At 34.9% G+C, this 14249-nt stretch carries 14 protein-coding genes; 5 read left to right on the forward strand and 9 right to left on the reverse strand.

Going from position 1 to position 14249, the window contains the following annotated elements:
- Nucleotides 1-9 precede the first annotated feature (9 nt).
- Genes RQM59_RS10730 through RQM59_RS10750 form a run of 5 tightly spaced genes read left to right on the forward strand, consistent with a single transcriptional unit; the run spans nt 10 to nt 2937 of the window.
- Complete coding sequence (locus RQM59_RS10730) at nt 10-594, forward strand: hypothetical protein (RefSeq protein WP_349242108.1); 585 nt, start codon at nt 10-12, stop codon at nt 592-594.
- Between the two features lies 1 nt (nt 595).
- Nucleotides 596-1393 (forward strand): phosphatidate cytidylyltransferase, encoded by a 798-nt coding sequence (locus RQM59_RS10735; RefSeq protein ID WP_349242109.1) that lies wholly within the window; start codon nt 596-598, stop codon nt 1391-1393.
- A gap of 4 nt (nt 1394-1397) precedes the next feature.
- Nucleotides 1398-2054: a phosphatidylserine decarboxylase family protein gene (locus RQM59_RS10740; RefSeq protein WP_349242110.1), complete on the forward strand. Its 657-nt coding sequence runs from the start codon at nt 1398-1400 to the stop codon at nt 2052-2054.
- 2 nt (nt 2055-2056) lie between these two features.
- On the forward strand, nt 2057-2314 hold the full coding sequence (locus RQM59_RS10745; RefSeq protein ID WP_349242111.1) for an acyl-CoA-binding protein: 258 nt from the start codon (nt 2057-2059) through the stop codon (nt 2312-2314).
- Nucleotides 2311-2937, forward strand: coding sequence for a YceI family protein (locus RQM59_RS10750; protein WP_349242112.1), 627 nt, complete (start codon nt 2311-2313; stop codon nt 2935-2937). Before RQM59_RS10745 ends, RQM59_RS10750 begins: the two co-directional genes overlap by 4 nt.
- Before the next feature lie 42 nt (nt 2938-2979).
- Here the strand turns inward: RQM59_RS10750 and RQM59_RS10755 are convergent, their stop codons facing one another.
- The 9 genes from RQM59_RS10755 to RQM59_RS10795 form a co-directional block, all read right to left on the reverse strand.
- Nucleotides 2980-3930, reverse strand: a complete 951-nt coding sequence (locus RQM59_RS10755) for an XdhC family protein (protein WP_349242113.1) — start codon at nt 3928-3930, stop codon at nt 2980-2982.
- Entirely contained in the window at nt 3927-4301 is a 375-nt protein-coding gene (locus RQM59_RS10760; protein ID WP_349242114.1) for a hypothetical protein, read from the reverse strand. Before RQM59_RS10760 ends, RQM59_RS10755 begins: the two co-directional genes overlap by 4 nt.
- A gap of 134 nt (nt 4302-4435) precedes the next feature.
- On the reverse strand, nt 4436-6688 hold the full coding sequence (locus RQM59_RS10765; RefSeq protein ID WP_349242115.1) for a xanthine dehydrogenase molybdopterin binding subunit: 2253 nt from the start codon (nt 6686-6688) through the stop codon (nt 4436-4438).
- A complete protein-coding gene (locus RQM59_RS10770) occupies nt 6685-8097 on the reverse strand; it encodes an FAD binding domain-containing protein (protein ID WP_349242116.1) in 1413 nt (470 codons plus the stop codon). Before RQM59_RS10770 ends, RQM59_RS10765 begins: the two co-directional genes overlap by 4 nt.
- A 33-nt stretch (nt 8098-8130) precedes the next feature.
- Nucleotides 8131-9012, reverse strand: a complete 882-nt coding sequence (locus RQM59_RS10775; RefSeq protein WP_349242117.1) for a TIGR01777 family oxidoreductase — start codon at nt 9010-9012, stop codon at nt 8131-8133.
- Nucleotides 9013-9081: 69 nt separating this feature from the next.
- Nucleotides 9082-11715: a zinc-dependent metalloprotease gene (locus RQM59_RS10780; RefSeq protein WP_349242118.1), complete on the reverse strand. Its 2634-nt coding sequence runs from the start codon at nt 11713-11715 to the stop codon at nt 9082-9084.
- Between the two features lie 263 nt (nt 11716-11978).
- Nucleotides 11979-12803, reverse strand: coding sequence for a GLPGLI family protein (locus RQM59_RS10785; RefSeq protein ID WP_349242119.1), 825 nt, complete (start codon nt 12801-12803; stop codon nt 11979-11981).
- A gap of 136 nt (nt 12804-12939) precedes the next feature.
- Nucleotides 12940-13503, reverse strand: coding sequence for a YdeI/OmpD-associated family protein (locus RQM59_RS10790; RefSeq protein WP_349242120.1), 564 nt, complete (start codon nt 13501-13503; stop codon nt 12940-12942).
- A complete protein-coding gene (locus tag RQM59_RS10795; RefSeq protein ID WP_349242121.1) occupies nt 13503-14231 on the reverse strand; it encodes a sugar-binding protein in 729 nt (242 codons plus the stop codon). Before RQM59_RS10795 ends, RQM59_RS10790 begins: the two co-directional genes overlap by 1 nt.
- Nucleotides 14232-14249 lie beyond the last annotated feature (18 nt).

The raw sequence follows: 14249 nt of genomic DNA on the forward strand, positions 1-14249 counted from the left end.
GTTAGTATAATGAGTTTCTTTAAAAAGTTATTTAAACTGGCGTCATCTAATGATGAAGAGATCAAAGAGCAGGAAGTAAACCTGTCTCTTGATGATGCGTTTGTGCATAATTTTATTCAAAAAGGAGGAAAGTTTCTATACTGCATCTCAACAAATGAGTTGAAAAGTAATTTAAATAATATTCTAGTAGAGAATAATTGGAGTAAAATTACTTGTTTAAATACTGATATTGGCGATTTGGTAGATCATACCAACATAGAGATAAGCTCAGAGTTTAATAATTCAACACCTTTTTTCAGCAATTGCGAGCACTTAATTTCTGATTGTGGAGATATCTTATTTTCATCTAATCAGCTAGGAAGCAAAAAATTAGCTTCTTTAACAGAAGATTTTATAGTATACGCTCGAACGAGTCAAATTGTAAAGAATACTGGTCAGGGATTGACTGGAATTAAAGCCAATTTCAAAGAAAATATTCCAACAAATATAAGCGCTGTCAAAAATTATCAAATTAACCCAGAAGATGATAATTTTTTAAACTACGGTAACAGTAATACAAAAAACTTATATTTGCTACTCTTAGAAGATTTATAGAATGCGAAACCTTTTAACAAGGAGTACTTCAGGCTTTGTTTATGCAGCCATTTTTATTACGTCTATCTTATACTCTAAAGAATCATTTATTCTTTTGGTTAGTATTTTTGGAATCTTTTGTATTTACGAATTTGGAAAATTGATCCATTTAAAGAATGTGATTCCTTATTTAATTTTTCTGAGTGTTATAGCTCTTTTTTACATAGATATTTTTACAAGTAATGCTATTGTTGTGTTGTTAATTTTAACCCTTTTGGCATCTGTACAAATGATTATGTATTTGTATAGTAAAAAGAACACCTATCCAAAGAGTTTTTGGCAGAAAATGGATGCTTCTATACGATACCTTGTCTTTTCGTTGAGTTTTATTATTCTAATTCCGTTTATAGACAAAGTATATCAACCATATATTTTAGTCTATGTGTTATTACTTATTTGGGCGAATGATAGTTTTGCATTTCTAATTGGGAAGAACTTTGGCAGAAGAAAGTTATTTGAAAGTGTTTCTCCAAAAAAAACCATTGAAGGTTTTATTGGCGGACTAGTATTTTCTATAATTACTGCAGGAGTTATAGGTTTCTATTCAGAATTATTAACAATAACAGACTGGGTTATTATTGCTATCATCACATCTGTTATAGGTACCATAGGTGATTTAGTAGAATCAAAATTTAAAAGACAAGCAAGTATTAAGGATAGTGGTAATATTATGCCTGGACATGGAGGTCTTTTAGATAGATTAGATAGCTTGCTATTTGCTGCGCCCTTTGTATATTTGTATATCCAATTTATAATTTAATTACATGCTTCGTTTTCATAAAGAAGGTTACAGGATTATTCTATTCACATTTGTTTTTGTCTTGGCTGGAATATTTTTATCAGAAGAATATATTAGCCATTTCTGGCTGATGAAATCAATTCAAGTGGTTTTATTAATTTTCCTTGTCTTGATATTACAATTCTTTAGAAACCCTAAAAGAAATACAGAGGCTAACGATAAGCATGTGATTGCACCGGTAGATGGAAAAGTTGTAGTTATAGAAGAGGTTGAAGAGACTGAATATTTTAAGGATAAAAGGTTGCAAGTGTCTATTTTTATGTCACCTTTGAATGTGCACGTTACGCGTTATGCTTTAGGTGGAGAAGTAACTTATAGTAAATACCATCCGGGAAAATATTTGGTGGCTTGGCACCCGAAGGCTTCAACAGATAATGAACGAACGACTATCGTAGTCAAAAACACTTCTTTTGGAGAAGTCTTATATCGTCAAATTGCAGGAGCATTGGCAAAAAGGATTGTAAATTATGCCAAGGAGGGGGAACAGGTTGTACAAGGAACTGATGCTGGATTTATTAAATTTGGATCCAGAGTAGATGTATACCTACCCATTGGTACAAAATTAAACATAGCGTTGGGAGATACTGTAAAAGGAGGCGTTCAAGTCATCGCAGAAAAATAGTCATGGCAAAAGATCTCGATATAAAATTTGATGAAGCTTTTGAAAAGATCTCAGCATTAGAAGAAAGTATTGCACCAGATTTAATGTTGAAATTATATGCTTATTATAAACAAGGTACAAGTGGTGATCCCTTATCTTTAAATACGGGCCCTGATGTAAGAAATGCCTTTAAATTCAACGCTTGGATGCAGCTGAATGGGATGACGCAAGAGGATGCAAAAAAAGAATATATAAAACTCGCTAAAAAAATATTATCATGAAGAAATTAATAACATTATTCATTGTCATTGCTGCTACAACTTTTTTTGTCAGCTGTAAATCTGAGAAAAAGGAAAAATCCAAAGAAACTAAAGAAGTAAAGAAAAGTACTGCAGCATTTGTATTAGCAAATGCCGATCATAAGATAGATTGGGTTGCATATAAGACAACTGATAAGGTAGCTGTAAAAGGAAAATTTAAGGAGGTTAAGATTACGTCGGGAGGAGAAGGAAATAGCGCTAAAGAAGCTATTAATAATGCAGAATTTTCTATTCCTGTGAGTAGTATTTTTACATCAGATTCTAGTCGTGATTTTAAAATAAGAAAATACTTTTTTGGTGTCATGAACAACACCAAATTACTGTCTGGGAAATTTACTTTAGAAAATGATTCTATTGGTTCTGTAAATCTGACTATGAATGGTGTGAGTACAGATCTTCTGTTTACATATAAGATTACAGGCAAGCAATTTACCATGCAGGCTACGATGGATGTGCTAAATTGGAATGCACAAAGTTCTATTGACTCGTTGAATATGGCTTGCAAAGATCTTCACAAAGGATTAGATGGTGTTAGTAAAACATGGACTGAAGTTGCTTTGAATATCTCATCTACTTTTAAATAAGATACATATAAGAAGCTGTCTTTAAGGTAGCTTTTTTTATGGTTAAGCATTTACATTCTTAAGTTGTATAACTTCGGCTGCAATACTTACGGCAATTTCTTCAGGTGTCTGACTTTTAATAGAGAGCCCGATGGGTGCCTTTATTGTGCTCAGTTGTTTTGGAGTAAAGCCTTCCTGTTGCAATACTTCCCACATGGTTTTGAGTTTCGCCGTACTACCTAGTACTCCGACATATTTAAATGTATTTTTTAAGATCTTACTAAGAACTAATTTGTCATCTAAGTAAGTATTGGTCATAATAGTCACGTATGTAGCATCTCCTTCTAAAATGTAATCACTAATCTGGTTATAATCAATCATCCGTTTTTGATGAGCGCTTGTGTTTAGGTCAAAAGTGTTTAGGTTCTGGCGATTGTCAAAAATGGTAACATAAAAACCTAAATTTGAAAATAGATCAGAGACTGCTAAGCTCACATGACCAGCACCAACTATGTACAATCTATTTTTAAACCCAATTTGCTCTTTAAAAGACCACTCCTTAGTAGATACAATTTGGTTGTCGAATTGTTTTTTCATTTCTTTATAAGAGAAAGAAAAAGAAGTATGAGATAATAGTAGCGTTCCTTTTTTGTCAAGTTTAAGGCAGTCAATTATTCTTTTTACATCTGAAATGTGAGTTGCATTTAACGGATGAAAAACAACAGTTTGCTCACCAGAACAGATCATTCCTGAGCCATCTTTGATCTTACCTTTGTGAATCTGTTTTCGTAGGAATATTGGCATATCAGCCAAGGTCAATAACTTTTTTGTTTCTTCAACAAGAGCATGTTCCATAACACCGCCACCTATTGAGCCAAATATGAAGCCATCATCAACGACGATCATTTTAAAGCCTTTTCTACCAGGAGAACTACCAAAATTTTCTATCACCGTTAACAAGTAAGCTTTTCGGTTTTCTTCTAATTTATGTAAAAGATGTTGCCAGAGTTTCATTTAAAAATAGTTTCACTTAGTGCATAATAAATCGCCATTAAAGCTGAAAAAGTGGCACTTGCCAAAAAACGCCAATGAAGCTTTATTTTATTCTGAATAGCATAATTTGCTATAAATGATATTGGAATATTTACTAAAAAAGATAGGAATGCGATACCTATCAAATCGAAATTTATTTCTTGGAGATTTCCAGAAAACAACTTAATAAAGAGCAAGTGCCTCCAGATCCATAATGGATTAAAATATGCAATAGCCAGTGCTGTTTTGGTTAAGGTTAATTTAATCCCGGACAGCTCCGAAGTTTTTTTATCAATCCAAGCAAAGTAGTTTGGAATTTCTAAAGCATATAGCGTAGCTCCAACAATCATCATTCCAATTAGACGATATACAGAAAACTCGTCTAAAATAAATGCTGCAATGGTATCACCAGCAGTATAAATGATAGCGCCTCTAAGAATATTCTGTTTCGTGTATTGTATTGCGATAATTACGCTATTTAATATTTTTATTTTTCATATAATGCCATCAATACTTTTTCTGGTGTAAAAGGAGCATGGAACTGTATGGTATATCTCTTATTAAAAGCTTTAACAGCATCTTGAATAGCAAAATATGCTCCAATACCATACATTAATGGAGGTTCTCCAACGGCTTTCGATTTGAATATAGCCATTTGATTTCCACCCGTTTCTAAAGGAATTGTTTCTATAGTTTTAGCAGCCGAAAAAATATCTGGCACTTTATAGGTTGATAAAGCATTCGATAATAGTCGCCCGTCATCATTGTATGAGATTTCTTCTAGTGTCATCCAGCCTATACCTTGTGCCAAAGCACCTTCGACTTGCCCAATATCAATACCTAAATTCATACTCTTCCCAAAATCGTGAACGATCTTAACAGCATCGATTTCATAGATCCCTCGAATACAATCTACGGTTACGGTTGTGATGGCAGTACCATATACGTGATAGGCAAATGGATGTCCTTTTTCTTTGCTTTTGTCAAAATGAATCACAGGAGTGGCATAATGTGCATTCTCAGATAATGCAACTCTTTCTAACATCGCCTGCATGATCAATTGGTTCCAACTCAGATCCGATCTTTTTCCATCAACCCAAATCATATTCTCCTTAAAAGAAATGATATCCTTGTTTACAGATAGCATGCCAGCAGCTACATTCGACAAGCGATCAATCAAAGATTCGCAAGCCATTCTCACTGCTTTTCCATTTAAGTCTGCCGTAGAACTAGCAGCAGAGGGAGATGTATTTGCTACCCTAGTCGTATTTGTGGTTTCTAGTTTAACCCGATCAGATGAAACTCCCAATATATCTTTGGCTACTTGTAACATCTTAGTATTTACACTTTGCCCCATTTCTACTGCTCCGGTGCTCACACCAATGCTTCCATCTTGGTAGATATGAATCAAGGCTCTGGCATGATTCATAGGAGTATTTGTAAATGAAATACCAAAAGCTATTGGCATTAATGAGATCCCTTTCTTAAAGTGATTGTTTTGCTCATTAAAAGATATAACGTCTTCTTCCAGTTTTTTTAGATTGTATGCTTCTTTAGCGGCATGCCAGGAACTCCGAGCTTGTACTTCAGTAGCAATCTGACCATAAGAAAACTCATCGTTCTCTTGAAGTAAATTTGCTTCCTGAATTTGACGTTTATTGACACCAATTTCATGAGCAGCTTTAGCAATAGCACTTTCTATTACGAACATTCCTTGCGGTCCACCAAAGCCTCTAAATGCAGTGTTTGGTGGTAAGTTTGTCTTACAACTATACACCGTAGTTTTTACGTTTGGAATAAAGTAACTATTGGTCGCATGAAATAAAGTACGTTCGGCAATTGCAGGAGATAAATCTGCTGCCGCACCTGAGTTTTGTAAAAACTCAGCTTCAAAAGCTTTAATTTTAAAATCTTTTGTCAAACCAATCTTAAAGAAAGAGGAGTAAGGGTGCCTTTTCCCAGTCATTCTTAGATCATCATGGCGATTTAACATATACTTTACAGGTCTGTTCAAATGTTGGACAGCCACTGCAGCCATAACTGCCCATGGAGTCGCTTGATCTTCTTTTCCTCCAAACCCTCCACCAAGACGGATCACATCTATTTCAATCTTATGCATTGCGACTCCTAATACTCTTGCGGCTGTTTTTTGGACTTGTGTTGGACCTTGTGTAGAAGAGGTTATTTTTATATTCCCGTTTTCTTGAGGAACAGCATAACAACCTTGTGTTTCTAGGTATAGGTGTTCTTGTCCATTAGAGAAGGTTTCACCTTCAAAAACATAATCACAATTATTAAAAGATGCTGCAGTGTCGCCTAAATTAAAAGATCGTGGAGCGTTGATAAAGCTTCCTTTTTCTTTGGCTTGTTTGGCAGTCGTAATTACTGGTAGGTCTTCAATCTCAATATCTATTAAAGCGCGCGCTTTTTTAGCAGTAGCTTCAGAATCAGCAACTATAAAGGCAATAGGTTGTCCCCAAAAATGAACTTCATCTTCTGCCCATAAAGGCTCATCAGGAATAATACCACCTATTTGATTTTCACCTAAAACATCTTTATGTGTAAAAATTCGAACCACTCCTTCCAGAGCTTCCGCTTTTGAATAATCTACAGATTTAATTTTTCCATGAGCTTTGGGTGAATCAAAGCATAATCCAAATAAGGTGTCTTGTCTAATAATTAAGTCATCTACAAAAAGAGATTCCCCACGAACATGCGTAAAACTATCTATGTTTTTCATGAAGCCATTAAGTTTTGAAGTTGAACATGTTCTGGAAATAATTCGATAAAATGAGCAAAGAACAATTGCTTTGCCAATAACCTTTTATATGTTGATGTACCTCTTACATCGCTAATAGGAGCTATTTCGGACTGCAAAATGATTTCTGCCTCCAGGATTGTTTCGGTGTTGACCTTCTTTCCAATAAGAAAAACGCTCGTTTTTGATAAATATTTAGGAATGGCTGCTACTCCTCCAACAGAAAAATGGGCATCTGTTATAACACTTTGATCTAGCGTAATTCTTCCAGCGCTATTTACACTAGCAATATCTAAATGTGTTCGTTTACTTACTTTTTCAAAGTTGAAATATGCATTGTCTTTGGGAATGGTAAAAGAAATGGAGTGTAGTATTTCTCCTTCTTGAAGATCGTATGTTTTATAATTTTGATGAAACTCTTGGAAAGGAATAGTTCTTTGATTTCCATCTGGCCTTTCAATTGTTAATGTAGCATTTAAAGCTAAAAAGAAAATCGACATATCTCCAATAGGGGAGGCATTGACAAAATTTCCTCCGATAGTCCCCATGTTTCGTATCTGTTCTGAAGATACCAATTTTAAAAATTGTTTCAACTTGGGAAATACGACTTGTAACTCATTGTTTTCTGCAATATCGGTAACAGTTGTATTTACGCCTAATGTGCATATCCCTTCAGAAAATGAAATTCCTTTTAAAGTGTCTTCATGCACTAAAAGACGCACATCTTGTTCTGACAAAGCATCTGCATTATGAACATAGAGGTCGGTCCCATTCGCAACTTTAACCCCTGTTTTTTCCAAAGTTTTTGGTTGTAGGTTTGCTAATCTTTTCGGAATAGTTTCAAAATAGTTAGGAACGAACCCTTCTTGAATTAACCACTGTATTTGGTCATTGGCATTTTTCTCCTGCAATTTAGCCTCTATATCAAAACCTGCTTTTTCAATAGACTTATATCCAGTACATCTACAAATATTTCCACTTATAGCATCATTACAAGAATTTAGGAACTCATTTTCTTGAGTGGAATTGATGGCGAACCCCGTCATAGATACCACAAATCCAGGAGTACAAAAACCACACTGTGTAGCAAAATTGTCAGCCATTGCCATCTGGACGGTATTCATTTTCTTTGGAAGATTAATGCCCTCTACGGTTACTATATGCTTACCATTGGCATTTCCTAAAGGAGAAATACAACAGGTAATACTCTGGTAACTAATTTTATTATCGACTAAAGACCCTACTAAAACTGTGCAAGCACCGCAATCTCCTTCTCTACAACCAATCTTCGTTCCTTTTAATTGTTGATGATCACGAATAAAATCGAGTAGGGGAATTCCTGCTTTCGCCGTTGTTTTAATTATTTTATTGTTTAGTATAAATTGTATCATAAGCAAAGGACAAGATACGAAAATGCTGCCATATCAAAAGAGGTTTTTAAGCGCATTTTGCAACGTTGGAAAACGGAATGTAAAGCCTTTTGATTCAATCTTTTCTGATGAAACGCGACTTCCTTTCAACAAAATAACAGAAAGCTCGCCAAAGATTAGCTTCAAAAGAAAGGCAGGAACACCTAATAGTATAAATGGTTTTTTGTAATTCTTGGCAAGTGTTTTAGAAAAAGAAGTGCTTGTGTGGTGTTCTGGCGCAACGGCATTAAACACTCCAGACATTTCGGCGTCCTCAATGGCTTTCAAGTACATCTCGCAAAGATCATCAATATGGATCCAAGGTAAATACTGTTTCCCAGAACCAATAGGAGAGATGATAGGTGTTTTCATTTTTGATAGCGCGCCTCCATCTTTACTTAGTACCACTCCAGTTCTTAAAGCAACAGTTCGAATACCTTCTACCTTAAATACGAAGGCAGCTTTTTCCCAAAGTTGACAAACTTCACTTATATAATCATCATATGACGGATCATTTTCTTTGAATATTTTTTCTGTAGTAACGGCACCGTAATAGCCAATACCAGAAGAAGAAATAAATGCTTTTAATGGAGTGTTTAATGCTTTTACTTTTCGCAATAAGAGCTCTGCAGATTTAACTCTACTATCTATAATCTCTTGTTTTCTTTCTGATGTCCACTTTTTATCAGCTATTCCTGCACCCGCTAGATGTATTACATAACCTATGTCATCTAATGCCTTGTCATCAATATAATTGTTATGAACATCCCAAGCGTACTCATCTTCTTTTTTTGGTGTTCTTGTAAGAATACTTACCTCATATCCTTTTCGTTTTAATAGGGAAGAAAGTTGAGTTCCTATTAGCCCGGTTCCTCCAGTAAGTAAGACTTTTGCCATATATAGTAAAGATAAAAAAAACCGCAATCATTTGATTGCGGTTTTTCCTAATTTAAAAGAAAGTTAAACTTATTTAATTTCTTTCATCACATTCGTGATTAATGTTTTGATATGGTTCTTGTGTGCTCGGGTAGCTGTATTACCTGTACCGTTGCTTACCCATGTCTTAATATTCTTTAAGTTTAATAAAGCCATAGATTGAGATGCAGGTGAGAATCTTCTAGCAGTTCTTCCTGTAACCATATTTACTAATCTCTTTACATATGTAATCTGTAGATTTTGACGGAAAGAGTTGATGCTTCCATATACATCTGGTTTAAACATTGCGTTGTTTAAATCAGTCATGAAAGTAGATAACCTGTATTTGTTACCGTATAATTCAGAATCACCTAATCTTTGTAATGTATTTGGATGCATGATATGTGCTAATACCCTAGCTTGATATCCTAAAACTTGTCTGTGAATCTTTGGATCTTCAGGTCCGCCGAAGAAGTTATATCCTCTACGTTGCCAAGCTAAATAGTTGTATACTTCTTTTGGAGCGCTGAATGCATTAGGAGCAAATACATATTTCTTCAATGCATTGAAAGCTCTTTTTTGATCTACTAAGCTAACAGGCGTATATGGCATGGTTCCACCAGTTTGTCCTACCATAGCTCTATCAACATAAACTCCACCAATGAATCTTGAGATTACATCTCCAGCTCTTGCAGCTTGTCCATTTAAAGAGTAGTATGCTCTAACTAAATCTACATAGGTTCCATCTTTTTTAGCAAAACGAGTTTTCACGTTTTTCAACATATCGTTTACTAACTTAAATCTATTGATTGAATAGGTAATTTGATCACCAGAAAGGTCACCAGTCATTACTCTTGGATCAATTGCTTTTCCAGGAGAACGCATATCATCAGCATCATTACCAAAGATTAATTCTGGTTTTGTAGATTGATTTAATAAAGCAGTCATTTCTCCTTTACTTTTAAATGGCTGGTATCCGAATTGGATTGCCCAAATATCGTAAGGACCAACTGCCATATCATAGTACTGACCTTGCTTAGTTCTATCATTTGTTACGTTGATACCAGCATAATCCATTACAGAACCAGTCAATGCTTTTCCTTTAATAAAGTTTGCATCGGCTAATTGAGCAGGCGTATAAATCTGACTAGCTTTCATATTATGATTTAATCCTAATGTATGCCCAACCTCGTGCATAATTAAAGACTTCATCCCTTCTTTTTTCAAGGTTTCCATCTCAAGATCAGAAGCTCCAGTTGCTTCTAATACTGCCGTTCCAAACATGTTGTTCTCATGCATTAAATGCCCCATAGAGCAGTACATATGTCCTTGGTTGTTTTTATTCTTTAACTTTTGAATCTCTAATTCTTCTTCAGTTTCTAAGTGCATATAAGCAGCAGCATCTGTATATAATCTGTCAGCGAATACTCTATTCGTAAAGTGTACATATTCTAGCATGATATCTGCTCCTAAGATCTCTCCTGTTCTTGGGTTTACGAAGCTAGGTCCATAACCACCAAAAGGAGGATTCGGAGAAGAAGTCCAACGTAATACGTTGTAACGAACATCACCTGCATCCCATTCAGCATCGTCTGGCTGTATTTTTACAACCACCGCATTATTGAATCCAGCTTTTTCAAAAGCTTCATTCCATGCTAAAACACCTTCTTTAATCGTTTCTCTCCATTCTACTGGAGTTGTGTTTTCAATCCACCAAGTAATTGGAGTTACTGGTTCTGACATTGCTGCATTAGGATTCTTTTTAACTAATCTCCATCTGTGTACTAAATCTCTATAATTTACTGTACCAGTAGAGGTCATATCATTTGTTTGAGTTAGGAAATAACCTACTCTTGGATCGTCCATTCTAGTTTCGTATCCATCATCCGGCATGTTCATGAATGTATGGAATACTTTAATAGACACATTTCTACCATCCGTTACAGCATTAGAACCACCATTTAAAACACTAGGATTACTATATACGTACTCCGTTTTTATGTTTGTGTTTTCTGGATAATTCTTAATTGCCTCAATTTTAGATTTGTTTTTATCAAAACGACCTAGACTAAAAGCAAAAGGAGATCTTCCTGGAAATCTTGGAGGCTTCACTCTAGTAAGCGTCTCTGACAAAAATAAACCAGTAGCGTCGATCAAATATTCACCTTTTTTCTCATCAGCAAATAACACTTTAGTACTCGCAACTCTCGCATCACTAATGTTTGCTTTTGCTGCTTTAGAAATGGCATTACCATCATCAAAATAGAAAGATGTATTTGGTGCGTAAAAGTCAATTTTATTGAAATATTTCTTTATATGAAAAACATTAGACCCTCTATAGGCTCCTCTAAAACTGCCTGCTTCAGTAACACCATCAGCAATTTGAGAGAAATAAATATAATCTTTATCTAATTGATCTTTTGTAATTAACATTTTAACGGCGCCAGTTACAGTATCTTGATATATTGTAAATAAACCGTCCATTTTTTTGCTTTTCTTTGTTAAAGTAGCAATCGATTTTTTAGGCTTTTTTGGTTTCGGTTTTGGCTTAGCGGCCATTTCCGTTTTACCTTTTTTCTTCTTCTTTTTTCTTCTTTGCGCCTCAGTATCCTGAATACCTACAATCGCAAGCATTAAGAAAAGAGACCAAAGAATTCGAAGGGTTCTAGAACTCGTTGTTTTCATAATATAAAAGTTGATTTTTAGATTGACAAGCAAGATAACTTTTACCTGCTTGATATTTTGTTAAGAATATTATAAAGTTATCCTATAAATATACTAGTTTTTTCAAAAAAGGTTACATCATCAAAGAAATTCTGATAAAAAACATAATACCTCTTGTTTTGCAGGCGGTAATTAAGGACGTTGCGAGTGTCAGCATATGGAAATTTGATGCTCTCTGTGGAAGTGGTAGATTATATAGGAAAAATGAAAAGGGGATGTCAAGATTAACGGCTTCTTCGTCTTCCCATGCGCATATCTCTCATTTCGCTCATTTTCTTACGAATAGTAGCTGCATACTCTTTTTTAGTAATCTCTTGACCTTTATTTGGAGCTTTGATCTTGATCTTTTCTTTTGGATTCATGATGAGTTCAGAACACAACATAACGGTGTCACCAGCACTAACTTCTAAAATAAGACCAGGGAGTCCATAAAATTCACCAGGTCCATGTGACACAGGAATTTGAAGCGAGTACCATGCTTCAATGGTAGTTGTCTTTACTTTAACTTCTTCAGAGCCAGAATCCTTTTTAGCAGGTCTTAGGTCACCCCAGGAAAAATTATACCAAGCGATTTCTGAAGTAGGAACTGTAGCGGTGGCTTTGTAACAGGTATACTGACCTATTTGTTTGGTTTCGGAGCTCATTTGCCAATCTATGCGATACAGTTGATCCTTTACTAGAAAACGTTTTCCATAGAATTCTTGACTCTGTACCAAAGTGTTTTTTTTCGTGTTTTTATATTGATTTCCTCTTGAGAAATACCCGCCCCAAGAATCTGTAGCGCCAGAAATAGCATCAATTTTTTCTTCTTCTAAGAACATAGACTCTTGATTATTAAAGGTGAGGACATATTTTTTTTCCAACCTATTTTTTAGTCTTGCTTCAATTTGTTTTTTCTGCCCAGCACTTAATCTGGCTCCCCAGTTTCCGAGCCTCATTTTTGACTTGGTAAGGTAAATTGCCTTGCCTTGAAACCCTTGAGAATATGAGTTTGTGGAGGTACCGACGATTAAAATTATTAGAGCGAATTTAAGAGCTAGTATTTTCATGATGAAATTAATTTGTTTAACAAATATACAAAAAGATTAAACAAAATATAAATTTTAATAAAATAACTACATTTTCATCTGCTTTTAAGATGAATATTTTTAGTTTTAGCCTACTGTGGAAAAGAAAAAGAAGGAGCTATTTGGTTTTCTTATTGGCTTCACAGAGTTGTATAATCTCCGTTATTCTTTTTAATCGGGTTTCTTCCCTTTTGGCTTGATTGAGCCAATACAAATAACTTTTTTTGTACGAACGAGCAAAATTTGTATAGTTTGAAAAAGCGATTTTATTATCATCAAAGGCCTTTTGAAGGTCTTCAGGAACAATTAGATTCTCAACATCGTCTAGGGCAGTCCAAGAACCATCTTTTTTCGCTGCGTTGATTTTTGAGAATCCACTTTCATGCATAAGGTTATTGGCAACTAATTCTTTGATGTATTTTTTATTTAAAGCGCTCCATACACTTTTCTTCTTTCTAGGGCAGAAGTACTGTCTTCTCTTACCACCACCCAAACTTTTTACTGTAGAATCTATCCAACCATAACACAGGGCAACTTTTACGGCCTCTTCCCAACGCATGGACGGTTTTTGTATTTCTACTTTATAAAATATGAGATAAACACCATCAGAGTTATCATAATTAGTAGCTAACCATGTTCTCCATTCCGCGTCGTCTTTAAAATATAATTCGGGTTTGGTCATTATTTTTTTAGTTGAATAGTTTCAAAAATACCAGCATCCTTCCAACCTCTGTCTTTATCTTCTCCTTCCACAACGACAGAGCCAATAAAGTTTTCTCTTTGGTCACTAGAATCATTATCGCAATAAGCAATAGCGAATCCAATTTTCTTTCCATCATATAGAGAGATGCTTTGGGCAGGTTGTCCGTATATAAAAGTGTCAGAGAATAAAGAGATTTTGAACTCCCAGATGGACGTATTACCAGAAGTTATTCTTTTAGATGCTATATGATCATTAAATAGTTTCGGAGTGTCTTTAGCAATTATGTCTACAACATTTCCTTTAAGATCAATATGATATGCGAACGCATTATGATTGAATTGATGATCACCACCACTATTATCTTCGTCAATAAATATTTCTACACAATCTTCGTCCCACCAACGTTCCAATGGATTTTCAAATCTATCTAACAGCACATCATCTTTTACTTCTACTAAGACATATAAAGCATCTTCTGACCATGATAGTTTATATTTTCCGGAAAAGTCATCTGGCGAAACCGGATTACCTAACCAAACTTGATCTATAGGAAGCCAGGGAACACTTTGCCATATTTTTTCGCTGGCAATACCGTCAACAGTTATAACACCTTTGCTTTTTTCGACTGTATTACGAGTATGTTCAGTTGTACAGGCAAAAAACAGCGAGATCATTAGTAATGTTAGTATATAGGACTTACCATTCATCGGCTATAAGAAAGTTGA

This window comes from Asprobacillus argus (assembly GCF_032248395.1).
Lineage (GTDB): Bacteria > Bacteroidota > Bacteroidia > Flavobacteriales > Flavobacteriaceae > Polaribacter > Polaribacter argus.

What these genes read in the sequence shown, in the direction of transcription:
- RQM59_RS10795 (WP_349242121.1), bottom strand. Translation starts at nt 14,231, where the DNA reads ATGAATGGTAAGTCCTATATACTAACATTACTAATGATCTCGCTGTTT.
- RQM59_RS10745 (WP_349242111.1), top strand. Translation starts at nt 2,057, where the DNA reads ATGGCAAAAGATCTCGATATAAAATTTGATGAAGCTTTTGAAAAGATC.
- RQM59_RS10760 (WP_349242114.1), bottom strand. Translation starts at nt 4,301, where the DNA reads ATGATGATTGTTGGAGCTACGCTATATGCTTTAGAAATTCCAAACTAC.
- RQM59_RS10750 (WP_349242112.1), top strand. Translation starts at nt 2,311, where the DNA reads ATGAAGAAATTAATAACATTATTCATTGTCATTGCTGCTACAACTTTT.
- RQM59_RS10730 (WP_349242108.1), top strand. Translation starts at nt 10, where the DNA reads ATGAGTTTCTTTAAAAAGTTATTTAAACTGGCGTCATCTAATGATGAA.
- RQM59_RS10755 (WP_349242113.1), bottom strand. Translation starts at nt 3,930, where the DNA reads ATGAAACTCTGGCAACATCTTTTACATAAATTAGAAGAAAACCGAAAA.
- RQM59_RS10735 (WP_349242109.1), top strand. Translation starts at nt 596, where the DNA reads ATGCGAAACCTTTTAACAAGGAGTACTTCAGGCTTTGTTTATGCAGCC.
- RQM59_RS10775 (WP_349242117.1), bottom strand. Translation starts at nt 9,012, where the DNA reads ATGGCAAAAGTCTTACTTACTGGAGGAACCGGGCTAATAGGAACTCAA.
- RQM59_RS10740 (WP_349242110.1), top strand. Translation starts at nt 1,398, where the DNA reads ATGCTTCGTTTTCATAAAGAAGGTTACAGGATTATTCTATTCACATTT.
- RQM59_RS10790 (WP_349242120.1), bottom strand. Translation starts at nt 13,503, where the DNA reads ATGACCAAACCCGAATTATATTTTAAAGACGACGCGGAATGGAGAACA.
- RQM59_RS10765 (WP_349242115.1), bottom strand. Translation starts at nt 6,688, where the DNA reads ATGAAAAACATAGATAGTTTTACGCATGTTCGTGGGGAATCTCTTTTT.
- RQM59_RS10770 (WP_349242116.1), bottom strand. Translation starts at nt 8,097, where the DNA reads ATGATACAATTTATACTAAACAATAAAATAATTAAAACAACGGCGAAA.
- RQM59_RS10785 (WP_349242119.1), bottom strand. Translation starts at nt 12,803, where the DNA reads ATGAAAATACTAGCTCTTAAATTCGCTCTAATAATTTTAATCGTCGGT.
- RQM59_RS10780 (WP_349242118.1), bottom strand. Translation starts at nt 11,715, where the DNA reads ATGAAAACAACGAGTTCTAGAACCCTTCGAATTCTTTGGTCTCTTTTC.